23 protein-coding genes are annotated in these 22,964 nt (G+C 72.9%); 10 read left to right on the top strand and 13 right to left on the bottom strand.

What is annotated here, in order from left to right; translation table 11 throughout:
- Positions 1-16: 16 nt before the first annotated feature.
- The 8 genes from OG199_RS38390 to OG199_RS38355 all read right to left on the bottom strand — a co-directional run bounded on the left by OG199_RS38390 (position 17) and on the right by OG199_RS38355 (position 7,440).
- Entirely contained in the window at positions 17-1,405 is a 1,389-nt protein-coding gene (locus OG199_RS38390) for a glycosyltransferase 87 family protein (RefSeq protein ID WP_401802227.1), read from the bottom strand.
- On the bottom strand, positions 1,402-2,811 hold the full coding sequence (gene mptB, locus OG199_RS38385; RefSeq protein ID WP_405833472.1) for a polyprenol phosphomannose-dependent alpha 1,6 mannosyltransferase MptB: 1,410 nt from the start codon (positions 2,809-2,811) through the stop codon (positions 1,402-1,404). Before mptB ends, OG199_RS38390 begins: the two co-directional genes overlap by 4 nt.
- 164 nt (positions 2,812-2,975) lie before the next feature.
- On the bottom strand, positions 2,976-3,917 hold the full coding sequence (locus OG199_RS38380) for a glutaminase (protein ID WP_356797823.1): 942 nt from the start codon (positions 3,915-3,917) through the stop codon (positions 2,976-2,978).
- Positions 3,918-4,143: 226 nt separating this feature from the next.
- Entirely contained in the window at positions 4,144-4,980 is an 837-nt protein-coding gene (locus tag OG199_RS38375) for an undecaprenyl-diphosphate phosphatase (RefSeq protein WP_266696718.1), read from the bottom strand.
- Between the two features lie 71 nt (positions 4,981-5,051).
- Positions 5,052-5,426, bottom strand: coding sequence for a fluoride efflux transporter CrcB (gene crcB / locus OG199_RS38370; protein WP_356797825.1), 375 nt, complete (start codon positions 5,424-5,426; stop codon positions 5,052-5,054).
- 2 nt (positions 5,427-5,428) lie between these two features.
- On the bottom strand, positions 5,429-5,803 hold the full coding sequence (locus tag OG199_RS38365; RefSeq protein WP_356797827.1) for a DUF190 domain-containing protein: 375 nt from the start codon (positions 5,801-5,803) through the stop codon (positions 5,429-5,431).
- A complete protein-coding gene (gene crcB / locus OG199_RS38360) occupies positions 5,800-6,276 on the bottom strand; it encodes a fluoride efflux transporter CrcB (protein ID WP_405833468.1) in 477 nt (158 codons plus the stop codon). The genes OG199_RS38365 and crcB (OG199_RS38360) overlap by 4 nt, the downstream gene beginning before the upstream one ends.
- Positions 6,277-6,453: 177 nt before the next feature.
- Entirely contained in the window at positions 6,454-7,440 is a 987-nt protein-coding gene (locus tag OG199_RS38355) for an SMP-30/gluconolactonase/LRE family protein (protein ID WP_405833466.1), read from the bottom strand.
- Between the two features lie 489 nt (positions 7,441-7,929).
- Here OG199_RS38355 and OG199_RS38350 point away from each other — a divergent pair, with 489 nt between their 5' ends.
- The 4 genes from OG199_RS38350 (at position 7,930) to OG199_RS38335 (ending at position 12,585) form a co-directional block, all read left to right on the top strand.
- A complete protein-coding gene (locus OG199_RS38350; RefSeq protein ID WP_405833464.1) occupies positions 7,930-8,292 on the top strand; it encodes a hypothetical protein in 363 nt (120 codons plus the stop codon).
- Between the two features lie 231 nt (positions 8,293-8,523).
- Positions 8,524-11,505 (top strand): FxSxx-COOH system tetratricopeptide repeat protein, encoded by a 2,982-nt coding sequence (fxsT, locus tag OG199_RS38345; protein ID WP_405833462.1) that lies wholly within the window; start codon positions 8,524-8,526, stop codon positions 11,503-11,505.
- 255 nt (positions 11,506-11,760) lie between these two features.
- On the top strand, positions 11,761-12,114 hold the full coding sequence (locus tag OG199_RS38340; protein ID WP_266696723.1) for a VOC family protein: 354 nt from the start codon (positions 11,761-11,763) through the stop codon (positions 12,112-12,114).
- A 75-nt stretch (positions 12,115-12,189) separates the two neighbouring features.
- Complete coding sequence (locus tag OG199_RS38335) at positions 12,190-12,585, top strand: MarR family transcriptional regulator (RefSeq protein WP_356797837.1); 396 nt, start codon at positions 12,190-12,192, stop codon at positions 12,583-12,585.
- A 36-nt stretch (positions 12,586-12,621) separates the two neighbouring features.
- On the opposite strand, the gene OG199_RS38330 is transcribed toward OG199_RS38335, so the two are convergent.
- Positions 12,622-13,734 (bottom strand): hypothetical protein, encoded by a 1,113-nt coding sequence (locus OG199_RS38330; RefSeq protein ID WP_405833460.1) that lies wholly within the window; start codon positions 13,732-13,734, stop codon positions 12,622-12,624.
- A gap of 156 nt (positions 13,735-13,890) precedes the next feature.
- Complete coding sequence (locus OG199_RS38325) at positions 13,891-14,310, bottom strand: SseB family protein (RefSeq protein WP_356797841.1); 420 nt, start codon at positions 14,308-14,310, stop codon at positions 13,891-13,893.
- Between the two features lie 11 nt (positions 14,311-14,321).
- Here OG199_RS38325 and OG199_RS38320 point away from each other — a divergent pair, with 11 nt between their 5' ends.
- Entirely contained in the window at positions 14,322-14,669 is a 348-nt protein-coding gene (locus tag OG199_RS38320) for a hypothetical protein (protein ID WP_405833457.1), read from the top strand.
- Here the strand turns inward: OG199_RS38320 and OG199_RS38315 are convergent.
- Positions 14,648-15,043, bottom strand: coding sequence for a GtrA family protein (locus OG199_RS38315; protein WP_356797844.1), 396 nt, complete (start codon positions 15,041-15,043; stop codon positions 14,648-14,650). The two genes, OG199_RS38320 and OG199_RS38315, sit on opposite strands and share 22 nt — an antisense overlap.
- A 255-nt stretch (positions 15,044-15,298) precedes the next feature.
- Here OG199_RS38315 and OG199_RS38310 point away from each other — a divergent pair, with 255 nt between their 5' ends.
- The 5 genes from OG199_RS38310 (at position 15,299) to OG199_RS38290 (ending at position 21,844) form a co-directional block, all read left to right on the top strand.
- Positions 15,299-17,203: an RNA ligase family protein gene (locus OG199_RS38310; protein ID WP_405833455.1), complete on the top strand. Its 1,905-nt coding sequence runs from the start codon at positions 15,299-15,301 to the stop codon at positions 17,201-17,203.
- A complete protein-coding gene (locus OG199_RS38305) occupies positions 17,203-20,370 on the top strand; it encodes a poly(A) polymerase (protein ID WP_405833453.1) in 3,168 nt (1,055 codons plus the stop codon). The genes OG199_RS38310 and OG199_RS38305 overlap by 1 nt, the downstream gene beginning before the upstream one ends.
- 115 nt (positions 20,371-20,485) lie before the next feature.
- Positions 20,486-20,659: a CsbD family protein gene (locus OG199_RS38300; protein ID WP_153292281.1), complete on the top strand. Its 174-nt coding sequence runs from the start codon at positions 20,486-20,488 to the stop codon at positions 20,657-20,659.
- Positions 20,660-20,734: 75 nt separating this feature from the next.
- Complete coding sequence (locus OG199_RS38295) at positions 20,735-21,190, top strand: ATP-binding protein (RefSeq protein WP_356797850.1); 456 nt, start codon at positions 20,735-20,737, stop codon at positions 21,188-21,190.
- A gap of 132 nt (positions 21,191-21,322) precedes the next feature.
- A complete protein-coding gene (locus OG199_RS38290; RefSeq protein ID WP_356797852.1) occupies positions 21,323-21,844 on the top strand; it encodes a DUF6328 family protein in 522 nt (173 codons plus the stop codon).
- 16 nt (positions 21,845-21,860) lie between these two features.
- On the opposite strand, the gene OG199_RS38285 is transcribed toward OG199_RS38290, so the two are convergent.
- Both OG199_RS38285 and OG199_RS38280 read right to left on the bottom strand, forming a co-directional pair.
- Entirely contained in the window at positions 21,861-22,199 is a 339-nt protein-coding gene (locus OG199_RS38285) for a hypothetical protein (RefSeq protein WP_356797854.1), read from the bottom strand.
- 248 nt (positions 22,200-22,447) lie between these two features.
- Entirely contained in the window at positions 22,448-22,798 is a 351-nt protein-coding gene (locus tag OG199_RS38280; protein ID WP_401802196.1) for a hypothetical protein, read from the bottom strand.
- Positions 22,799-22,964: the final 166 nt, after the last annotated feature.

The following is a 22,964-nucleotide window of genomic DNA, read 5'->3' as shown; positions in this document are numbered from 1 at the left end:
TCACGGTGATGAACCCTCAGGCGGGCGGCGGCTTGACGGTGTACGAGGAGGCGCGCGCACTGCTGGACTGGGGCTTCGCGTCCGCCGGGCACGTCGATCCCGTCGGGTCGATCCTCGCGGCCCGGACCCCCGCGCTGCCGAGGCCGGCCGCGCCCAATCCACCCACGCTCCCGGACAACGACGGCGCCGACGTCGGCTGGCCGGAGACGGCCGGGATCATGGGCGCTGCCGGCCTCGGCGCGGGTGGAGTGGCCTTCGCCCTGCGGCTCAGGAACGGGCGGACCGGCCGCGGCTGACCCACCGGCAGCCACAGCAGCAGGCCCAGCGTGATCCACGTATAGGCGTTGCTGCCGAGGAATCCGTCGAGTCCGGAGGCGTCGTCGAACCACAGCCACACCACGCTGCTGCACAGGACCGCGTACAGCACGGCCGCGACCCGCGTACGGTGCCGGTGCAGCAGCACCGCGAAGGACGGCAGCAGCCAGACGAGGTGGTGCACCCAGGTGATCGGACTGACCAGGCAGGCGGCGAGTCCGGTGAGGGCGAACGCGCCCGCCCAGTCCTCGGCCGCCACGGCCCGCGACGCCCGCCACGCCCACACGCTCAGGGTCAGCAGGACCGCCGTCGCCCAGGCGGCCCTGCTCGGTTCGCCCGGCACCGCGAGCCGGGCCAGGACGCCCTGGAGCGACTGGTTGGAGACGTAGTCGAGACGTCCGATGCGGCCGGTGTCCCACAGCGCCTCGGTCCAGTAGACGCGCGAGGGGCCCGGCGCCGCCCACGCCGCCAGGACGGTGGCGCCCGCGGTGACGGCCGTCGCGACCCCCGCCGCCCGCCAGCGCCGCGCGAGCAGCAGCAGACCGATGAAGATCGCGGGGGTGAGCTTGACGGCCGCGGCCAGTCCGATGCCGACGCCCGCCCGGCGGCCCCGGCCGGTGGACAGCAGCCACGCGTCGCTCAGTACGAGGGCGAGCAGCAGCAGGTTCACCTGCCCGAAGCTGAAGGTGTCACGGACGGGCTCGAACAGGGCGAGCGCGCAGCCGGCGAGGGCGAAGCCGAACCAGCCGTGGCGGCGCAGCGCCGGCCCGACGAGGATCCACACCACGGCGGCCAGCGCCACGAGGTTGAGCAGCAGCGCGAGCGCGATCGCCGTGCGCTCTCCCACCAGTGCCATCGGCAGCATGGTGAGGGCCGCGAACGGTGGATAGGTGAAACCGTACGTCGTCCCGGGCAGCAGGTAGTCGTAGATGCCGCCGCCGTGATGGGTCCAGTCGTCGACGGTGCCGTAGTACACGCGCAGGTCGAACCAGTCGCGCAGCAGCGGCACGGTGGCGGTGAACACGGCCACGGCGGTGGCGAGTACGCAGACGAGCAGCAGTCGCCGGCCGCCGCTCTCCGGCAGCCTCACGCGGTCCCTCCCAGCATCGGGGGCCGTGACTCCGAGAGAGCCGCCTGCCGGGCCTGCCAGAGGACGACGAGGGCGAGCGCTCCGCCGGAGACGGCCAGCACCACCTGGCCGACGTCCGCGGGCGCTCCGCTCGGCAGCACGGCGAGGGCGAGCACTCCGCTGACCGCCGCGACGCGGTGGCGTACCGAACCGCTCGGTGCCGCCGCGGCGATCAGGAACAGTCCCCACAGGGCGTACCAGGGGCGGATCGCCGGGCCGAACACGGCGACCGCGCCCAGGCTGAGCCCCAGCGCGTAGATGGGGCCCGGCCGCAGGCGCAGCCAGATGAACAGCACGACGAACACGGTCACGACCAGTCCGGTCGCGTGCCAGACGGGCATGGCGAGCGGTGCGAGGCCGCTGCCGAGGTCCCCCAGCACGGCGGCGGTGCCCCGGCCGAGCAGGCTGGTGAGCGACCAGTTGTGCGGGGAGACCGGGGTCTTCAGGGCCGCTATCCAGCCGTATCCGGTACCCGCCGCCGCGGTGGCCGCAACAGTGGTGGCGAGCGCGACGCCCGCGGTGGTCAGGACGGTCCGCACCGCGCCGCGCCGCCCGCGCAGTGCCACGACCGCCAGCAGGCCGAGCGCGGCGGGCGCCTTGACCAGGGCGGCGAGAGTGATGAGGACGACGCCCACGACGTGCCATCGGCCGCGTGCGGCGACCAGGCCGACCCCGAGCAGCCCGAGCATGATGGCGTCGTTGTGCGCGCCGGCCACCAGGTGCAGCAGGACGAGCGGGTTGAGCGCGCCGAGCCACAGCGCCGCGGCCGGATCGGCACCGCTGTGCCGGGCCAGCCGGGGCAGAGCCGCCGCCATCAGCGCGACGCCGAGCAGGGCGACCAGGCGCATGCCGAGCAGTCCGGCCGGTATCTCGCCGCGGGTCAGGCCGGACAGCGCGGAGGCGACGGCGAGGAAGACGGGGCCGTACGGGGTGGTGGTCTGCTGCCACACCGGTGCCACCTCGTCGGCGAGGGGGCCGCCGAGTTGGGCGGGCCCGTGGGCGTAGACGTCGATGTGCGCGTCGACCATGGCGCCTTGCGCGAGGTAGCTGTACACGTCTCTGCTGAACAGCGGCGGGGCGAGCAGCAGCGGAGCCGCCCACGCGGCCAGCACCAGCAACAGGGCGCGCGGAGTGGGCGGTTCGGGGCCGCGTACGACGGTGCCGAGCAGTGCCCACGCGGCTATCAGCAGGACGACGCCGAAATACACGCCGACCAGCCCGAGCACCGCACGGCTGGAGCCGGGGGCGAGGAGATCGTGCGCGGGCAGGGCGCCGGCCGTCTCACCGCCCAGCGCGAGGAAGGCGGTGCCGGCCAGGCCGAGAGCCTGGCAGCGGCGGAGATCGACGGGATAAGCCTTGGCCAACACTTGGAAAGCGTGTCAAGGGCGGGTGGCCGGAAAGCGACGTGGTGACCTCCGGGCGGGGGCAGTCGAGTTACCTCCGCGTGGCGTGCCGGGGCGGCGCGGTTCGTCGCGGGGGTTCCCGTGCCTTGCGGAGGTGCGGGTCGCTCCTCGCGGGGCCGTCCACGGACTCAGAACACCGACAGTCCGGTCAGTGTGGTGAAGCGGTCCAGGGCCGCCACCCCGGCGACCGAGTTGCCCCGCTCGTCGAGGCCAGGGCTCCAGACGCACAGGGTGCAGCGGCCGGGGACGACCGCGATGATGCCGCCGCCGACGCCGCTCTTGCCGGGCAGGCCGACCCGGTAGGCGAATTCGCCGGCCGCGTCGTACGTGCCGCAGGTGAGCATCACCGCGTTGACCTGTTTGGCCTGACTGCGGGTGAGCAGCCGGGAACCGTCCGCCCGGATGCCGTGCCGGGCCAGGAAGCCGGTGGCGAGCGCGAGATCGGCGCAGGACGCCTCGATCGAGCACTGCCGGAAGTACTGGTCGAGGAGGACCGGCACCGGGTTGTCGATGTTGCCGTACGACGCCATGAAGTGGCCGAGGGCCGCGTTGCGGTCGCCGTGCCGGGCCTCCGAGGCGGCCACTTCCTTGTCGAAGGTGAGGGCGGCGTTGCCGCTCTCGGCGCGCAGGAACCCGAGCAGGGTGCCCGCCGCGTCGCCGGTCCGGGTCTGCAGCCGGTCGGTGACGACGAGGGCACCGGCGTTGATGAACGGATTGCGCGGGATGCCGTTCTCGTATTCGAGCTGCACGAGCGAGTTGAAGGGGTTGCCCGAGGGTTCGCGGCCCACGTGCTCCCACAGCGCGTCGCCCTCGCGGGCCAGGTCGAGGGCGAGGGTGAAGACCTTGGTGATGGACTGGGTGGAGAACGGCCGGCGCCAGTCCCCGACCCCGTACACCGTGCCGTCGAGCTCCGCCACGGCCATGCCGAAGCGCCGGGGGTCGCAGGCGGCCAGCGCCGGAATGTAGTCGGCGGACCGTCCGTGGCCGGGTGTCTGTTCGATCTCGGTGGCGATGCGTTCCAGGACCGGCAGGAACGTCGGGGACGACAGCGACGCGGACATGATCACCATTGTGCCGCCCGCGCGGTGCGGTTGCCCATCGGCTCGGACCGGCCGCGCGGTGCCGCCGCCCGCGACCGCTTCGGGCCGGAGCGCCGCGGCCGGCCCGCTCGGCGGTCAACGGCGCCTTCCCCGGGCCGAGTCCGGCAACGCCGTGCCCGGCGGCTTGGAACCTCGGCGGTACCTTCGCGGGAATGAGGTCACGAACACGACGGCGTGACCTCACGCCCCGCGGTGGTCAGCTGCTGAGGGTGCCCGTCGCGAGCAGTCCGAGCAGCGCCACCCCGATCACGATCCGGTAGATCACGAAGGCGTTGAAGGAGTGCTTGGCCACGAACTTCAGCAGCCAGGCGATCGAGCCGTAGGCGACCACGAAGGACACGATCGTGCCGACGGCCAGCGGCGCGGCACCCACACCGGTGCCCAGGGCGTCCTTCAGCTCGTAGAGACCGGCGCCGGTCAGGGCCGGGATGCCGAGGAAGAAGGAGAGCCGGGTCGCGGCCACCCGGTCCAGGTCGAGAATGAGCGCGGTCGACATCGTGGCGCCGGAGCGCGAGAAGCCGGGAAAGAGCAGCGCGAGGATCTGCGAACTGCCCACCAGCATCGCGTCCTTGAACGAGGTGTCGTCCTCGCCGCGCTTGTGCCGGCCCATCTGGTCGGCCACCCACATCACGCCGCTGCCGACGATCAGGGAGGCCGCGACCACCCACAGTGAGGCCAGCGGCCCCTCGATGAGCGGCTTCGCGGCCAGGCCGACGACGACGATCGGGATCGTCGCGTAGATCACCCACCAGGCGAACTTGTAGTCGTGGTGCTGGCGCTCCTCCTTGTCGCGCAGTCCACGTCCCCAGGCGGAGACGATCCGCACGATGTCCTTGAAGAAGTACACGAGCACGGCGGCGATGGCGCCGACCTGGATGACCGCCGAGAACCCGACGACGGCGTCGTCGTCGACGGGGATGTTCATCAGCCCCTCGGTGATCTTGAGATGGCCGGTGGAGGAGACGGGGAGGAATTCGGTCACTCCCTCGACGACTCCGAGGACGACGGCCTGACCGACGTTGATGACGCTCATGGAATCCAGTTCTGAGGAGTTGGTCGACAGTGCTGTAGACAGTCTTACTATGCCCGGGTCGCACGCAAGGGCTAGGCCCACACGGCTTGCGCGAACGAAACCCCCGCGAATGCCGCGCCGAGCCCGGCCGCCACGCTCACGATCACGTTCGCCGCAGCGTAGAACCCCGCTCCGGTCTCGGTCAGCCGTAGTGTCTCGTACGAGAACGTGGAGTACGTGGTCAGTGCCCCGCACAGACCGGTACCGAGGAACAACTGAAGGTGTTGGCCGGCGGCGCCCGCGGCGACCGCGCCGGTCAGCAGGCCGAGGACCAGGCAGCCGACCACGTTGACCGCGAAGGTGCCCCAGGGGAAGACGGTGTCGTGCCGGGTCTGCACCGCACGGTCGGTCAGGTAGCGCAGTGGCGCGCCGAGCATCCCGCCGACGATCACCAGCAGCCAGTTCACAACTACTTCTTACCTTCCCTGCCCGTTTTGTCGGACTCGGCGTCGCGGCCCACGTACCGGACGACCTCGCAGTCGTCGAGGATCACCAGCCCTTCCACGACGAGTTCGTCGAGCTGGGGGAGGAAGGCGCGGACGCGTTCCTCGTCGTCCACGAGGAAGATCGCCACCGGGAGGTCCTCGCTCAGCGACAGCAGCCGTGAGGTGTGGATCAGCGAGGAGGCGCCGAAGCCCTCGATACCGCGGAAGACACTGGCGCCGGCCAGGCCCGCCGCGCGGGCCCGGTGCACGATCTCCGCGTAGAGCGGCTTGTGGTGCCAGGTGTCGTTCTCGCCGATGAAGATCGTCACGCGTAGGGCGCTGCCTGTCAGCCGGGTCATCGTCGCCTCCCTGCCAGCGCGCGGCGGGTCACCGTGACCGCGAGCCATACCGCCGTCAGCGCCGCGGACAAGGTCGCCGCGAGATAGCCGAACGCGGTCGCGGGGTGCCCCCCGTCGAGAAGTCTCTGGATGTCGACGGCGTAGGTCGAGAAGGTGGTGAACCCGCCGAGCACCCCGGTGCCGAAGAACGGCCGCACCAGCCGGTGGGCCGCCCACACGTCGGTGATGACGACCATGAAGACGCCGATCACGGCGCAGCCGACGACGTTCACCCAGAACGTGGTCCAGGGGAAGCCGCCGGTCTCCACCGGCCACAGCCGGGCCGCCCCGTACCGGGCGGTGGCGCCGAGGGCGCCGCCGAGCGCGACCATCGCCACCACCGGCCCCTGGCCGTCCCAGGAGGACGCGCGGCGGGCGGACGGGCGTACGGGGGCGTCGGGTGTGCCGACTCGCTCGGGGTGCGGGACTGTCATGGTCGTACTTCTCCTACTCGCCGGGCCCAGGGGGCACACGTCATCGCAAGTAGGGACCGTTGGCGGCGGCCGCGCCGCGGTTCGGGTACGGCGGGCCCCACCGCCGCGCCGCGACACAAGATCGCGGCCGGTGAACAGCGTACCGCCGGTGACGGTGGCCCCGCACACCCGGACGGGTCACGTGCGGGCGGCTCCGGGCGGCAGGTCGCACACCGCGATCCCCCGTTCCCAGATGCTTCCCAGCACCAGCCGGCCGTCGGCCACGCACACGCTGGTGACCATGCGGAACCGTGCGTGGCGGCGTTCCAGACGGTGGACGACGTGGCCCTCGTCGTCGAGCGCGACCACCCCGGTGGTGCCCGGCGGCCGGAACGGCGCGCGCACCACGACGCCGGCCGCCGCGTGTCGAAGCGCGGGACCGCGGCGGTGCAGGAACTCCAGGGCGGGGACGCGGGGACCGGCCAGCGCCACCCAGATCGGGCCGCCGGGTTCGCGCCAGAGGTTGTCCGGCTGTCCCGGCAGATCCTCGGCGAAGGTGTCGGCGCGACCCGCGGCCGGGCCGGTGAGCCGGACCCGGGTGAGACGCCGGTCGCCGGTCTCCGCGACGACCAGGAAGGACTCGTCGGCGGCCGGTGCGAGACCGTTGGCGAACTGCAGCCCCTCCAGCACCACGTCGGGTTCCTTGGCGCCGGGTGCGAGGCGCAGCAGCATGCCCGTACCGGTGTGTTCGACCAGGTCCCCGATCCACTGGTCCAGCGGATACCGGCGGCTGGAGACCGTGAAGTAGACGGTGCCGTCCGAGAGCGCGATGGCGTTGCTGCAGAAGCGCAGCGGTGCGCCGGCCACGGTGTCCGCCAGGACGCGGACGGTGCCGTCGCGGACGCCGACCCCGAGCAGTCCGCGACGGGCGTCGCAGACCAACAGGTCGCCGTCCGGGAGGAGTTCGAGCCCGAGAGGTCGGCCACCGGTCCGCGCGATCACCTGGACCCGGACGTGGGCGGGGTCCGCGATTCCCTCGACGCGCAGGACGCGGCCGTCCTCGACGCCGGTCAGGATCCCGCCGTGCGGGTCGGCCACCACGTCCTCGGGACCGTGACCGCCGAGGGACACGCAGTGGCGCGGCACGAGTGCCGTGGGGCGGCCGGACTTCTGAGTGTGCGTCATAGGGGCCTCCGTACCCCTGCCGGCCCTTCTCGAACAGGAGCCGGGCCTCGGCCGGACGTCGATCGGACCTCGGCGGTGCGGTGCACGTCGGGCGGCGGGTGGGGCCGCGGGGACCTCCGCCGGTCCTGGACGGCGCCGGGGATCGGCGGGGATCCGGGTATGAGGCCACGCTGGGCGGACCTCGTGCTGGTGGTCATCCACGCGTACGGCGCGAACACCGGGATGCCTCCAACGGTGCGAACAGCGTGATCACTTACGGCGAGGGCCGCGAGATCGCCTCGAACCGGCGTGACGAACAGGGGGTGTTCGTGTTGCGCCTACGGATCCCAAGCGGACGCGGGACCGTGCCGAACCCTGCTGCCTGTGCCGGTCGGCGAGTTCCAACAGGGCGCGGGGAACTGGTGGTTGCGCAGAGACGTCCTGTGGTACCAGTGAAGTTCATCCAATGCTGCTGAGGGCGCGCGTTCGTCGGCTGCGGGGAGGGGGCGGGTGAGTGTGTCGCGGAGCAGGAAGACCGCGGTCATGGTGGTCGCGGTCGTGTTGACCGTGTCGACGCCGTTCTTCTGGCTGCTGGACAACCCGGACACCGGCCAGCTGGTTGCCGCCTCGGTCCAGGGCGCCACAGGCATTGCCGCCCTGGTCTGGGCGCTGTTGCAGTCCGCGGTCGACCCACGCGCCGGGGTTGCGGTGGTCGACACCGGGAAGGCCGAGGCCTCGGGTGGAGGCCGGGCGTCCACCGGCGTGCGACGCCCGCAGGACGCCGGGAGCGGGCCTGTCCGTGCGGAACGTACCGGGGACGCCAGTGCGGACGGGCCCGACAGCAGCGCGAGTACGGGTATCGACTTCAGCTGACCGGGCACGAGCCCGGTCACCGGCACGCGGGAGGCTTTCCGTCCGATGGTGAGATGGCCCGGCCGTCGCCCCGATCCGGACGGAGACCCCAGCGCCCGGCCCCGGTCGGCAGACACCAAGCGCGCACCGTCGGTGACCGTCACCGAGACCGGTGATGCCACCGCCCGCGACGGTGCCACGGCGGTATCCGGCTCCACCGGACCGCTCCGAGAACCCGTCGGCCCGGTACACGTGAGTCATACGGGAGCCGCCACCGCCAGCGCGGGCGGCCTGGCCAACACCGGGCACCTGGCGATCGACGGCTTCACCCTCGTACAGCAGGCCGCCCCGCGCACACCGGCCGCCTGGCCGCACCAGGTCGGCGTGCTCCCGCCCCGCGCCCTGTCCTTCCAGCACCGTGCGGAGGCCGACCAGTTGCGTGCCGCGGTCGACAGCGGGGGCACCGCGGTGCTCGGCCAGGTGCTGACCGGAACGGGTGGGGTGGGCAAGACCCAGCTGGCCGCCGACTACGCCCGCACCGCCTGGGACAACGGCGCGATCGACGTACTGGTGTGGATCAGCGCGAGCAGCCGCTCGGCGATCACGGCCGGGTACGCGCAGGCTGCCGTGGAATTCCTCGCCGTCGACCCCGGTGACCCGGAGCAGGCCGCACGGACGTTCCTGGCCTGGCTGGAACCCAAAGCCGGCCAGAAGCCGTGCCGGTGGCTGGTCGTACTGGACGACGTCGCGGATCCTGCCGACATGCGCGGCTGGTGGCCGCCTGCCAGTCCGCACGGCCGTGTCCTGGTCACCTCGCGCCGTCGCGAGGCGGCCCTGACCGGAGCAGGCCGGCGCCTGGTGACCGTGGGTCTGTTCCGGCCGACGGAAGCCGCCGCCTACTTCACCGCCGTACTCGCCGCGCACGCCCGCCACGAGCCGATCGACCAGATCGACGGCCTTGCCGCCGACCTGGGATACCTGCCCCTCGCCTTGGCCCAGGCCGCCGCGTACATCATCGACGCGACCCTGACCTGTGCCTCCTACCGAGACCTGCTGGCCTCCCGGATCGAGAGGCTGGGCGACCTGCTGCCGGAACCTGGCGCGTTACCCGACGACCAGACCGACACCGTGGCGGCCACGTGGGCCCTGTCCGTCGAGCGGGCCGGTCGCCTGTCCCCCGCAGGCCTCGCCCGCCCGATGCTCCGGCTGGCCGCGATGCTCAGCCCCAACGGCATCCCCTCAGCCGTACTCGGCAGCGAACCCGCCCTCGCGTACCTGACCGCCTGCCGCACGCTACGAGCGGAGACGGGGCGGCGACGGCGACGGCTGTGGGGCAGGCGGCAAGGACAGGCGCGCGTCACCGCCACGGAAGCAGGCGCGGTGTTGGGGGTGCTCCACCGCCTGAGCCTGATCGACCACACCCCGGCTGACCCCCACCAAGCCGTCCGCGTGCACCAGCTCGTCCAACGGGTCGTCCGTGACTCCCTCACCCCCCATCAGTACAACCGGCTCGCTCGTGCCGCCGCCGACGCGCTCACCGCCGTCTGGCCCGAAATCGAGCGGGACACCACCCTGGCGCAAGTCCTGCGGGCCAACGCAACGGCGCTCGCCCACTACGGCGAAGACGCTCTTTACCAGAAGAACGGGGTGCACCCTGTTCTTCACCGTCTTGGCCGTAGCTTCGGAAACACCGGCCAGGTCGCAGCAGCCGTCGGCTACTTCGAACGCCTGGCCGACACCGCGGACCACCGCCTCGGCCCGCGCCACCGTATGACCCTGGGTATACGGAGCGACCTCGCCCACTGGCGTGGAGAAGCAGGGGACGCCGCAGGCGCCGCCACCGCGTACGCCGCGCTCCTGGCGGATCGGGAGCGGGTACTGGGCTCCCGTCACCCCGACACCTTGGCCACCCGCAACAACCTCGCCGCCTGGCGTGGGGCTGCGGGGGACGCCGCAGGCGCAGCCACCGCCTACGCCGAGCTGCTGCCCGACTGGGAGCGGGTGAGGGGACCGAGCCACCCCACAACACTCACGGTCCGGCACAACCTCGCCTCCTGGCGCGGAGAGGCAGGGGACGCCGTAGGCGCCGCCACCGCGTACGCCGCGCTGCTGGAGCAAACGTTACGGATCCTGGGCCCTGACCACCCCACGACGCTCATCATGCGCAACAGCCTGGCCAGGTGGCGCGGGGAGGCGGGGGACGCCGTCAGCAGCGCGGCGGCCTACGCGGACCTGGTAACGGACTTCGAGCGCCTGCTAGGGCCGGACCACCCCGCCACCCTGGCCATACGGAACAACCTCGCCCTTTGGCAGGGGAAGGCGGGGGACGCCGCGGGCGCGGCCGCCGCGCTCGCCGAACTCCTGGCCGATCAGGAGCGGGTGCTGGGCCCCGACCACCCCGACACCCTCACCACCCACAACAACCTCGCCGCCTGGCGTGGAACGGCAGGGGACGCCGCGGGCGCGGCCACCGCGCTCGCCGAACTCCTGGCCGATCAGGAGCGGGTGCTCGGCCCCGACCACCCCGACACCCTCACCACCCACAGCAACCTCGCCGCCTGGCGTGGAACGGCAGGGGACGCGGCCGGCGCAGCCACCGCGCTCGCCGAACTCCTGGAGCAAACGTTGCGGGTCCTGGGCCCAGACCACCCCACAACCCTCACCACCCGGCACAACCTCACGCTCTGGCGAGGGGAGGCGGGCGACGCCGCGTACGCCGCCGCCGCGTACGCCGAACTGCTGGCCGATCGAGAGCGGGTGCTGGGCCCCCATCACCCCGACACCCTCACCACCCACAACAACCTCGCCCTGTGGCGGGGAAGAGCGGGAGACGCCCTCGGCGCCGCCACCACGTTCGCCAGGCTGCTGGCCGACTTCGAGCGGATCCTGGGCCCTGACCACCCCACGACCCTCACCACCCGGCACAACCTCGCCTCCTGGCGCGGAGAGACAGGGGACGCGGCAGGCGCCGCCACCGCGCTGGCCGATCTGCTGGTGGATCGGGAGCGGGTGCTGGGCTCCCTTCACCCCGACACCTTGGCCACCCGCAACAACCTCGCCACCTGCCGGGGGAAGGCAGGGGACGCCGCCGGCGCGGCTGCCGCGTTCGCCGAGCTGCTGGCCGACTTCAAGCGGGTACTCGGGCCGGACCACCCCACGACCCTCACCGTCGAGGGCAGTCTCGCTCGATGGCGGCGAGAGGCAGTGGACACCGCTGATCAACCGACCGATTGACGAGCACGATCGGTCAGCGAGGACTCGCGACGGGATCGACACCGGAACCGAGCCGGTGCGGCGCGACTCGACCTGAGCCACCGCCCGCGTCGGAACGGCGCGGGCGTGACGCCGGTGGGTGTCGGCGTGCCGGGCCCCTCCGTGGCGACCGGTCAGGATTCGAGAAGCCATCGGGCACTCCCCCGTCCTAGCGTGGAGGAGCCGGCGCAGCCCGTCGGCCGAACAGCCAACGACACGCATCATCAGGGAGTCGCCATGACCGCCGGTCTGAAAACCATCATCTACCCCGTCAAGGACCTCGCACGGGCGAAGGCCATGTTCGCCGGACTGCTGGGGGCGGAACCGTACGCGGACACCGCGTACTACGTCGGGTTCAAGGACGCCGGGCAGGACGTGGGGCTCGATCCCAACGGGCACGCCAAGGGAATGACCGGGCCTGTTCCGTTCTGGCACGTCGACGACATCCGGGCCGCGCTCGCCGGGCTGCTGGAGGCCGGGGCCGAGACGCTGCAGGAGGTCCAGGACGTGGGCGGCGGCAGGCTGATCGCCTCGGTCAAGGACCCGGACGGCAACCTCGTCGGGCTCCTCCAGGACGCCCCCGGCGCATAGCCGCGGAGGGCCCGGCCGTATTGATGCAACTGCACTGGTTGCACGCTCAACGAACGGCGGTGTTACCGTGCAGACATGGCAGCGAACACGGCGGATGAGGTCCGGCTCGAGGACCGGTGGCGAGACATCCTGTCCGTGCACGCGCGCACCATGTGCGAGATCGACCGTGCACTGCATCCGCACGGTCTGGGAGCCAGCGACTTCGAGGTGCTGGACATCCTCGCCTCCGGCGAACTCTCGCACGCGGGCGAGCACTGCCGGGTGCAGAACATCGCCGACCGGGTCCATCTCAGCCAGAGCGCGCTGTCCCGCCTGATCGGGCGGCTGGAGAAGGACGGTCTGGTGCAACGCACGGTGTGTGCGGAGGACCGGCGCGGAGTGTGGGTCTCGCTCACCCGCAAGGGCCGTGACCTGCACGGCGAGGTGCGCCCGCTGCAGCGCGCCGTCCTCGCCCGCACCCTGGCCGGCTGAGGCGGTCCTTCGCGGACTCCCCCGGCACGGCCCGGACTAGGGGGCGGCCGGGGGCAGTGCCACGTCGCCGTCGCCCGGGCGGCGGTCGACCGGCCGGGCCGGCGGTATGGGCGTGGTGGCGAAGTCCCGGGTCCCGGTCCACAGCGCGGGGACCGCGTCGCCGCGGCGGCACAACTCGTAGGCGATCGCCTCGTAGTTGACCCGCCAGCCGCGGAAGTGCGGCCACGCCTCCCGCGCCGTCCGCTCGGCGGGGAAGCCCGCTGCCCGCACCATGGACACGGCCGCGTCGAACTCCGCGAAGGACAGCCGGATCGGGGCGTCCGGGGCGGGGTCGGCGTCGTACGCGAAACGCAGGGAACGCGCGATGTCGCGCAGTGCCGTGAAGCCCGCGCGCAGGACCAGGCGGGCCTCGGGCGGGGCGCTGCCCGGGGTGAGGGCGAGGTGCAGGGCGGCCGCGTCCATGACGGAGACCAGACCGACGATCCAGCTGCGGTACGGCCGCGGGGAGCGGAACGCCAGCAGGACCGGATACGTGGAGTGGCTCTCGCCGATGTCCGAGGCGAGCCGCTCCCAGGAGCGGTACAGCTCGGGCAGCGCGGTCTCGGTGTCGACCAGCCACTGCCGGGCCAGGATCTCGGGCCCCCAGGCGGGTTCGCCCGCGCGCGACTGGAGCAGGGTCACCTCGAGTTCGCGGCGGTTGTAGGCGGCGTACAGGGTGGGCAGGTACGCGATCTGGAGAGCGATCACGACCGGTCCGGTGGCCGCCGCGAGGAAGTCCACGACGGACAGGTGCAGTCGGTCACCGCTGGCGAAACCGAGCGTGAACAGGCTCGAGCCGGCCTCCCGTACGGACTGGGTCCAGGTGAGCGCGGAGAGGGCGTGCAGCAGCAGTCCGAAGCCGAGCAGGGCACCGCCGAGCCAGCTCGCGAGCATGCCGACCAGCATGAGCGGGGCCAGCCAGGTCTGTGCGCGGTCGATGGCGTCGTAGCCGCCGCCGGGGGCCGCCAGGCGCAGGAGCAGACGCAGCCCGCGCCACCAGCGGGTCACCAGCGAGGAGTAGAGCCCTCGCGGCACCACGAGGGTGCGCAGGATGCTGGCGAGCACCAGGACGAGAATCAGTCCGCCGGTGACGCCCGAGATCCAGTTCATGCGGCCATTGTCACGCCCGGTACGGGCCGGTCGGCGCGACGGACCCGGTGTCCGCGGACGTCCGGGACGTCCGCGCGGGCCGGCGCCGCTGATGGCGACGGCGGCCGGGCCCTCCGCCCGTATCGCGTCGAGGGCCCTCGGCCGCGTCGCTCCGGGTCAGGCGCCCGGGCGCGCCAGGAGGGTGCGGACGCCCTCGGAGGTGAGGGTCAGACCGTGCGGCGAGCTCGCGTCGATGGTGAGCGCCAGATCGCCGGACGGCCACTGGGAGGCCAGCGCGCCCAGGGGAACCATCCGGTAGCGGGAGACGAAGGGCAGCAGACCGGCCATCTCCAGCTCCGAGGTGAAGACCGGTACCACCTGCTCCCCGTCCGGCTGGTCGAGTACCGGCAGCGCCACGGCCGCGGGATCGGTGGCGTCCTGCTCGCTCACGTCGTCCGGCACCGGAACCAGCACCTCGCTGCCGGCCAGCGTGTCCAGTGCCACCGCGTCGCGGGTGTTCTCCGCGAGGGTGTCCAGGGCTCGCTGGGCCGGGGTCGCGGGCGTGGGCCGGTGGTGGTCGTTCGAGGGTGTGTCCATGGCAGATCCCCATGAGTAGCGGACGGACCGCCCGGAACGTGATCCGTCCCGGGCGCGGTTCCCGTCGCGCGTACCCGTCCACGGCCGGGACATTCCTCCGCGACCGGTCGTTCGTGGTGCTCAGCGGATCAGCGGGACGTGGTCCGGGGGCAGGCCGAGGTGGTCGCGTCGGCGGTGCGGAGCGCGCCGAGCGCCTCTCCGGCCACCACGTCACCCACGTCGTCGGCGGCCTCGACACCGTGGCGGGCGTGACCTGGTGCGACGTACCCGCCGCGGCCGATCTCGGCCCGTACGCCACCGTGCTCGCCGTCGGGCCGGAGGGCGGAACGGACCTGTGTCAGCGCACCGGGCGCGACTGACGCCGGGCGTCCGAGGACGGAATCATGATCGCCCTACTGGCCAGGAACGTGAACGGCACGGCCACCGCCGAGGCGAGCAGCGCCGCGGTCCGGGACCCGCAGTGGCCCACCTCGACCAGGAAGTGCAGGGCGAGCGTGGAGACGACGAGGTTGGTGACCGTGGCCAGCGGGAAGCGCACGAACTTCCGCAGCGTGGGACGCGTCCGGTAGGTGAAGCGCGCGTTGAGGAAGAACGAGACGACGGTGGCCCCGGCGAACGCCACGAGATGGGCGGCCAGGTAGGGAAGGACCGTCAGCAGCGTGAGGTAGAAGCCGTAGTACGCCGCGGTGTTGGCCACGCCGACCACGGCGAACCTGAGGAACTGGCCGCCCATCAGCCGCTGCCGGAAGCACGCCGGGGCGGCGCGGACGGCGGCCGTCGGTCGAGACGTCGAGAGAAAAGTCCGATCATGTCCTCATCATTGAAGCAGAGCCGGGGAGCGTCCCCGTGCATCCCCTGCCCCCGCCGTGCGGCACGGCCCGGAAAACCGCGGGCCCTTGGGGGGCCCGGCGATTACAGTCGGCGCTCTCATTGCCGGACCCGTGCCGTGACCGGGGCCGCGCCGTTTTTCACCGGGGGACAGAACACCATGGGGTCCGAACGTTCAGGCCTGCGCGTCGCAGGTACGCGCGTGCACTATCCGCGCACCCCGCATCTGCCCTGGTCACCGGGGGCGACCTCGGACGACGTACGGGTGACGGACCTGGCGGGCCTGCGAGACCTGGAGGTGGTGGTCACCGAGAAGCTCGACGGGGAGAACACCACCCTGTACGCCGACGGGCTGCACGCCCGGTCGCTCGACTCCGCGCACCACCCGTCGCGGGCGTGGGTGAAGGCTCTGCAGGGACGGATCGGCGCGGCCCTCCCGCCGGGGTGGCGGGTGTGCGGCGAGAACCTGTACGCGCGGCACTCGATCGCGTACACCGAGCTCGACAGCTGGTTCTACGGGTTCTCCGTCTGGGACGGCGAGCGGTGCCTGGGCTGGGACCGGACGGTGCGGTTCCTGCGGCGGCTGGGCGTTCCGGTGCCGCGGGTGCTGTGGCGGGGTGTCCTCGACGAGCGGGCCGTACGAGCCCTGCGCGCCCTGCGGCTGGACCCCGCCCGGCAGGAGGGGTACGTCGTACGGACGGTCGAGGGCTTCGGACACGAGGAGTTCGGCCGCCGGGTGGCCAAGTGGGTGCGGCCCGGGCATGTGCGGACCGACACGCACTGGATGCACGCCGAAGTGGTGGTCAACGGGCGGGGCCCGGCCGCCGCGCTGTGGGACGTACGGTCGGGCGCGGCCCCCGACGTCCGGGCGCTCACGACGGCGACGGGAACAGGTTCGGGATCGGGGACGGCAACGGGCTCGAGCTCGGAAACGGGAGCGGGAGCGGGAGCGGCGACAGGCTCGGGCTCGGAAACGGGAGCGGCGACAGGCTCGGGTTCGGCGACGGGCTCGGGGACGGCCGAGGAGGCATCCGCCGGCGAAGCCGTCGTCGCGGAGGTGTCCGCCAGGCTCGATGTGCTGGGGCGGACCGGGGACGCCCGGCTGACGGGGGTGCTCGCTGCCCTGCTGCACGGGCGCCGCCGTGCCCGGCTCGCTCCCCGGCTGGCCGGACCGCTCGGCATGCCGTCGGCGCGGCGGGTCGCGGACCTGGTCGGACTGCAGTCCCTGCTGCGCCGTCCCTACCCCGACGAGGAACGGCGTGCCGGACTGGGACGTATGGCCGTCGCGGCCGACCTGGGCGTGCTGCACGCGGTCGCCGCGGCCGTCGCCGTCACCGAGGGTGCCGCGGCGCGCGAACAGGTCGACTGGTCCGCGCTGCACGCGGAGGAGGCGGGGCTCCTCGGGGAGGAACCGTTCGAGCCTCTCCGCGCGAGCCTGCACGGTGCCCTCGCCGGCCTCGGTGACGCCGACGCGGCCGACCGCTGCTGGGCGCAGGCACGGGCGTCGTACGCCGCGGGCCACGTGGCCACCGCCGAGGCGGCCGTGGCGGCGACCTGGCGGCTGCGGAACGGCGCGTTCCCCCGGCTGATCCACTTGGTGGGCCCGTCGGGCAGCGGCAAGAGCACGTTCGCCGCCGGCCTGCCCGGGATCGACAGTCGTGTCTCCCTGGACGACCTGCGCTCGGCGCGCGGCTCGCGCTCCGACCAGCGGGCCAACGCGGACGTCCTCCGCGAGGGCCTGCGACGCCTGGACTCCGCGCTCGCGGCCGGTCCCGCGACCGTGGTCTGGGACGCCACCTCGCTCGGCCGGCACCAGCGTTCCCTGGTGGACGCCGTGGCGCACCGCCGTGACGCGCTGATCACCCAGGTGGTCGTGCTGGCCACGGACGACGAGTTGACCGGGCGCAACGCCGAACGGTCGCACCCGGTGCCGCCCGAGGTGCTCGAAGCACAGCTGCGCCGGTTCGACCCGCCCTACCCGGGCCAGGCGCACCGGACGTGGTACGTCGGCGCGGGCGGAACCGTGGACGACGTCGACGGCGCACTGGACGGGGGCGAGCGGTGATGCGTACCAGCGACGAGATCTACCACCGGGTCCGCTGGGACCCGCGCTTCGACCCGGCCCGTTTCGTGCTGGGAGTCAACCAGCGCGGGGCCGCCCCCAAGCGCGTCCCGCTGCCCGCCTTCGTGCCCGGGGGCGACATCCCCTGGCACCGGGTGCTGTTCGTCGAGGCGGACGGCGAGGTGGTGTGGGACCGGGCCACGGGCGTCGACCGGATCGACGTGTCGTCCGCCGGCCGGGCGCGGGCCCCACGCCTTCTGCGGGCCCCGTTCTTCACGGCCGACACGCCGTACGTGTGGGACGACGCGGTGGCACGGTGGCGAGCCCCCGAGGGACCTCCGGTCGCGTCCGACGGTTCGCGGGTGCCGCCCGCCCGTGTGCGGGTTCCGCCCGCCCGTGTACGGGTTCCGCCCGCCCGTGTACGGGTGCTGACCTGGAACACGCTGTGGGACCGCTACGACAGCGACCGCATCGCCACCGACCGCCGCCGGCCCCTGCTGCTCGCGGCCCTCGAGGAGGCCGACGCCGACGTCATCGCGCTCCAGGAGGTCGAGACCGGGCTGCTCGACCTGCTGCTGCGCGCACCCTGGATCCGCGCCGCCTACACGGTGGGCTACGACCCCCGTGGGAAACGGGTCGACGACACCGGGCTGCTGCTGCTCAGCCGGTTGCCCGTGCGGGAGGCCGGCCACCATGCGCTCGGGCCGCACAAGGCCGTCACCGCCCTGACGCTGGAGACGGCGTCCGGGCCGCTCGTGGTCGCCGCCACCCACCTCAGCAGCGACCACTCCGACAACGGCCCGGGCCGCCGTAAGTCCGAACTCGCGCGCATCGCCGAGGGACTTGCCGACCTGGACGCTCCACTGATGCTGCTCGGCGACTTCAACGACGGCGGCGACGGTCCGGCCGGACCCGCCGCCGTCCTCGGTCTGCGGGACGCCTGGACCGAGGTGCGCGGGTCCGCCGACCAGAGTCCCACCTTCGACCCCGCCGTCAATCCGCTGGCCGCGATCTCCTCGCTGTCCGGCCGTTCCTCCCGGCTCGACCGCATCCTGCTGCGGGGCCGCGCGCTTCACCCGACGGCCGCGGCCTTGCGGGGCGACTCCCCCGGTCCCGGCGGGCTGTACGTCTCCGACCACTTCGGCGTGGAGGCCGTGGTGAGCCTGGAGGGGGCGGGCACCGTCGATGCCCGCGACAGCGTCGGATCCGCGGCGGATCCCGGCTCCGCGTACGACCCCGGGCACATCGCCGCCGAACAGGCCGTCGGCACCCTCGACGCCCTCGATCTCGCTCCCACCGCCCGGACGGCGCTGGCGTGGCTGCCGCCGGAGGAACTCTGGCCGGCGATCCAGGAACTCCGGCGGACGTACGACCCGCAGGCTCGGCGCTGGCCGCCGCATGTCAACCTGCTCTTCGGTTTCGTCCCTGAATCCGCGTTCGAGCGCGCCGTCCCGCTGCTGTCCCGGGCCGCGGCCACGACACCGCCGTTCGACATCCGGCTCGACGGCGTGCACACCTTCGGACACCGGGACGACGCCACGGTGTGGCTCGACCCGGCGGGAGCCGACCCGGAGCCGTGGGCGCGGCTGCGGGCCGCGCTGGAACGGCGGTTCCCGCGGTGCGGGGGCCGTGCCGAGGGATTCACCCCGCATCTGACGCTGGGCCGCGTCCAGGACCCGCGGCCGGTCGCCGCCGACTGCGCCGCGCGGCTCGGCTCCGCCGTGCCGGCCCGGGTCGGGCACCTCGTCCTGCTCTCCCGCCGGGGCGACGAACCGATGCGTCCGCGGGCGACGGTCGCGCTGGGCACCGGTGAGGTGCGGTGGCTGCCCGACCCGGGCGCCACGTCCACCACGGCCACGACGGCCGGCACGGTCGGCGCTGCTGCCCCGGACGACCGTGGCGCGGAGCGCACCGCGCGGTGCCTCTCCGACGCCCTCGGCGAAGGAACCGTGCACGTCGTTGGGTCCCGGCGGATGGGCGGCGCGCTGCCCGGAGCGGATCTGGACCTGGTCGCGGCCCTGCCCGGCGTCGTCGACCTGGCGGACGTCCGGGCACGGGTGGTCAGGGCTCTTCCGGACGCCACCCGGGTACGGCAGGTGACCGGCGCCCGCGTGCCGGGGCTGCGGCTGAGCATCGCCGGACTCGGTGTCGACCTGAGCGTGGTCGCCACCGGTCCTCTCCCTCCCGCCGAAGCGGTGCACCACCGCGCCGAGCTGGGCGCGCCGGCCGCGACCGCCCTGAGCGCCGTCAGCGACGCGGACGCCGTACGGAGCGCCGTCGACGGCCGGCACGCCGCGTTCGCCGGGCTGGCCGCGGAGGTCAAGGCCTGGGCGAAGGCGCGCGGTCTCGACTCGGCGCCGTTCGGCGGGCTGCCGGGCCTCGCCTGGGCCGTCCTGGCGGCCCGCACGACCCGCGAGGCGGACGTCCCGTCGCCGGCCGGACTCCTCCGGGACTTCTTCGGGACGTGGGCCGCATGGGACTGGCGCGAACCGGTCGTCCTCGATCCAGCCGGGCTCGGCCCGGCAGGGCTCGATCCGACCGGGCTCGGTCCGACCGGGCTCGATCAGGCAGGGCTCGATCAGGCAGGGCGCGATCAGGCCGGCCCCGAACCCGTCGGCCGCGCGGGTGACGCGTACGCACAGCCGCCTTCCGCGGTGTCGGTCATGACCCCGACCGACCCGGTCCGCCTCTGCACGGCACAGGTCGGCCCCGGCTTCCGCGACCTCCTGACGGACGAGCTGTACCGCGCCTGGGACATCCTGGAGACGGCCGCGCGGACCGGCGCCGATCCGCTGCCCGAACTGCTGTCTCCCCCGCCTCTGCACCGTCGGCACGCCGCGTGGCTGGTGGTGAGCGTACGTGCGGGCGGGACGGAGGAGTTCGAGGAGACCCGGGGTCGCGTGCGGGGGCGCGTACGGGCCCTGCTCACCGCTCTGGAGGATGCCGGGACGCCCGACGCGCACGCCTGGCCCCACCCGTTCGAGGAAGGCACGGCGTCGGCGACGTACGCCATCGGGCTCGGCCGGAACCCGCTGGACGCGGCCTCGCTCACCGGGATCGCCCGGAGATGGGGCAAGGGGCTGCCCGGGGTCGTGGCCGAGCGGGCGGAAGGCGGTGACGTGCCCACCCTCCGCTCCCCGGGACACGTTCTTCCCGCACACCGGGAATGAGTCGGCTCTTCGAGGGAAACCCCGTTCATTTCTCGTCGGGCGGGTTTGGGACGGCCCACTCAGGTCAGCCGTAACAGTGGATCGCACAGTCAATGCGGTAAGGACGTGATCTGCAGTGACCAAGAACCAGAAGGCACAGGCGAAGACGGAGCAGGCCAAGGGCAAGGCCAAGGAAACCGTCGGCCGCACCGTGGGCAACGAGCGTATGACCGCCGAAGGCAGGGCGGAGAAGGCCAAGGGCGACACCCGCCAGGCCAAGGAGAAGATGAAGGACATTTTCCGGCACTGAGGGTCACGCGCTGTACCGGGCCCGCCGCACGCTGATGCGGCGGGCCCGCTTCTTTTCCAAGAAGGAGTGAAGAAAATGTGCGGAGAACACCGGGCGCACTCCACCGACACGGCGGCCGACCCGCCCGCATCGCGCTCCCCCGGACCGCGCAGCCCGGCCGAGGTGCGTGAGGCCGTACGGCAGGCGCTCGACGGCGCGCGACGATCCCGCGGACCCGAGGCGACGGCCGACGCGACAGCCGTCGGTGACGTCCTGCTCGTCGCCTCCGAGCTCACCACCAACGCGATGCTGCACGGCGGCGGGGTCACGGCGTTCGAGGTGATACCGGGCGACCGTGAGGTGCGCCTGTCGGTGAGCGACCGCAGCGAGGAAATGCCGACGCCCGTACGGCGCGCCGGCACTCCGGGGTCCGTGCAGATCGGCGGTCACGGCTGGCCGATCATCTGCCTGCTGGCCCGCGACATCATGATCTCGATTCTCCAGGCGGGCGGAAAGCGCATCACGGCCGTGGTACCGCTCTCTCCCGGGTAAAGACATTTCTCCGCGGCCCGGCTACGCCAGATACGTACGAAGGCCCGCACCATTCTTTTCTCGAGGTATTCCGAGGGCATTGGACCCACCGAAACCATCACCCGGTCGTCCGGGGTCAGCCGGGAGGAAGATTTGTCGGAGTCGGCACATGACGAAGCCCGCCGCGACGCGGAGCGCACACGGGGTGACACGGGGCGTGAGGAGACCGAGGAGGAGAGGGCCGACCGCAAATGGGGTGACCTCCTCCAGGAGATCCGGGTCGCGCAGACGGGCGTCCAGATTCTGTTCGGCTTTCTGCTGACGGTCGTCTTCACGCCCCGGTACACGCAATTGGAACAGCTGGACAGAACGATCTACATCGTCACGGTCGTCCTCGGGGCCTCCGCCACCGGGGCGCTGATCGGCCCGGTGTCCCTGCACCGGATCCTCGCCGGCAGACGGGTGAAGGAGCGGGCCGTCGTGTGGGCGTCACGGCTGACGTTCACGGGGCTCGTGCTCCTGCTCGCGACGATGACGGCGTCGCTCCTGCTGATCCTGCGGGTCGCCACCCATGACGCCTACGTGCCCTGGATCGTCGCGGGGATCGTCGCCTGGTACCTGTTCTGCTGGTTCGCCGTACCGATGTGGATCCGCAGCCGCCACACGACTCCGTGACCCGCACGGCAGGCCCTCAGGCGGTGAGGGCCTGCCGTGGCACACCGGGCAAGGCGGACGACGTGCCCCGCGCGGCGGGGCGCACCGGATACGTGGTCTTTCCCGGGTCCACCACCGGGTCCCCCAGCACGATCCGGCCCGCCGCGTGCAGCGCGTCGCACTCGTCGGTGGGCAGGGCGACGTAGCACCCTCCACGGCCGGCGCCGGCGTCCATGGGCTGCCAGTAGCCGTACCGGCGTCGCCCGCTGGCCTGCACGGTGAGGCAGACGGGAGCACGCTGCACGGTGATGAGACGCAGCACTTCGGCACCCTCGGGGCCAAGAGGGGCGGAGGGGCGCGGGAGGGCTCGGAGCATCGTCAGCGGTCTCCGTTCAGGGCTCGCGGCACGGCGCGGGCGGTGGGGGGTGGACGTCATGTGCGGGCGGCCTCTCGACGGACGGGTCCGGTCGCGTGCCCCGGGAAGCGGTAACGATCTTCGTTGCTGCTCGGCATTGTCGCGGACGGCACTGACAACGCGGTCGTGGTCCTCACGGCGCCGATTCGTCGAGCCGGTTCGTGGTCCCGTTCGCCGGGCCGGTTCGTGGTCCCGTTGGCCGGGCCGGTTCACCGAGGACGGGTCGCCGTCTCGGTCCGATGCGCGCGAGCGGCGAGTTCGCCCTGGACGAAGGGGTCGTGGTCGGGGTCGTACGTCCCCGCGTGGTCCGCGAGCGCCTCGGTGATCCGCTCCCACTCCTCGACCTCGGCGCGCACGACCAGCGCCTCCTGATCGGTGAGCGCGTCGCTCCGAGCCGCCTCCCGGACGTCCTCCAGCGCGGCCTTCGCCTCGTGGTGCCGCATTCCGGTGGCCGTACGGCACACGCGCGCCCAGGCGGCACGTTCCTCCTCGGAGGGCTCACGCACCTCGTCGTCGGTCACGTCGACGCGGGCTGACGTTCGGTCCTGCTCCAGGCTCACTGCTCCACCCCGTTCAGGTGCACGGAACTGATGGGTCCTACAGCAGTCTCGTGTGCCCCCACCTGGAGAACCGACACCTGCCGAGAGCGACGAGACGGTACGGGAAGCGGTCCGCGGTACACCCGGAGGCGGCCGCTCGGTCTCCCCCGAGCGGCCGCGGGGGCCG

This window comes from Streptomyces sp. NBC_01176, assembly GCF_045039825.1.
Lineage (GTDB): Bacteria > Actinomycetota > Actinomycetes > Streptomycetales > Streptomycetaceae > Streptomyces.
This window is presented reverse-complemented; position numbering and strand designations above follow the sequence as displayed.

Bases quoted from the DNA above. Each gene is read 5' to 3' on its own strand.
- OG199_RS38375 (WP_266696718.1), bottom strand. From the start codon at position 4,980: ATGAGCGTCATCAACGTCGGTCAGGCCGTCGTCCTCGGAGTCGTCGAG.
- OG199_RS38285 (WP_356797854.1), bottom strand. From the start codon at position 22,199: ATGCTCCGAGCCCTCCCGCGCCCCTCCGCCCCTCTTGGCCCCGAGGGT.
- OG199_RS38315 (WP_356797844.1), bottom strand. From the start codon at position 15,043: ATGGGCGGCCAGTTCCTCAGGTTCGCCGTGGTCGGCGTGGCCAACACC.
- OG199_RS38380 (WP_356797823.1), bottom strand. From the start codon at position 3,917: ATGGTGATCATGTCCGCGTCGCTGTCGTCCCCGACGTTCCTGCCGGTC.
- crcB (WP_405833468.1), bottom strand. From the start codon at position 6,276: ATGACAGTCCCGCACCCCGAGCGAGTCGGCACACCCGACGCCCCCGTA.
- OG199_RS38305 (WP_405833453.1), top strand. From the start codon at position 17,203: ATGCGTACCAGCGACGAGATCTACCACCGGGTCCGCTGGGACCCGCGC.
- OG199_RS38365 (WP_356797827.1), bottom strand. From the start codon at position 5,803: ATGACCCGGCTGACAGGCAGCGCCCTACGCGTGACGATCTTCATCGGC.
- OG199_RS38355 (WP_405833466.1), bottom strand. From the start codon at position 7,440: ATGACGCACACTCAGAAGTCCGGCCGCCCCACGGCACTCGTGCCGCGC.
- OG199_RS38340 (WP_266696723.1), top strand. From the start codon at position 11,761: ATGACCGCCGGTCTGAAAACCATCATCTACCCCGTCAAGGACCTCGCA.
- OG199_RS38335 (WP_356797837.1), top strand. From the start codon at position 12,190: ATGGCAGCGAACACGGCGGATGAGGTCCGGCTCGAGGACCGGTGGCGA.
- OG199_RS38330 (WP_405833460.1), bottom strand. From the start codon at position 13,734: ATGAACTGGATCTCGGGCGTCACCGGCGGACTGATTCTCGTCCTGGTG.
- OG199_RS38295 (WP_356797850.1), top strand. From the start codon at position 20,735: ATGTGCGGAGAACACCGGGCGCACTCCACCGACACGGCGGCCGACCCG.
- OG199_RS38325 (WP_356797841.1), bottom strand. From the start codon at position 14,310: ATGGACACACCCTCGAACGACCACCACCGGCCCACGCCCGCGACCCCG.
- OG199_RS38320 (WP_405833457.1), top strand. From the start codon at position 14,322: ATGAGTAGCGGACGGACCGCCCGGAACGTGATCCGTCCCGGGCGCGGT.
- OG199_RS38310 (WP_405833455.1), top strand. From the start codon at position 15,299: ATGGGGTCCGAACGTTCAGGCCTGCGCGTCGCAGGTACGCGCGTGCAC.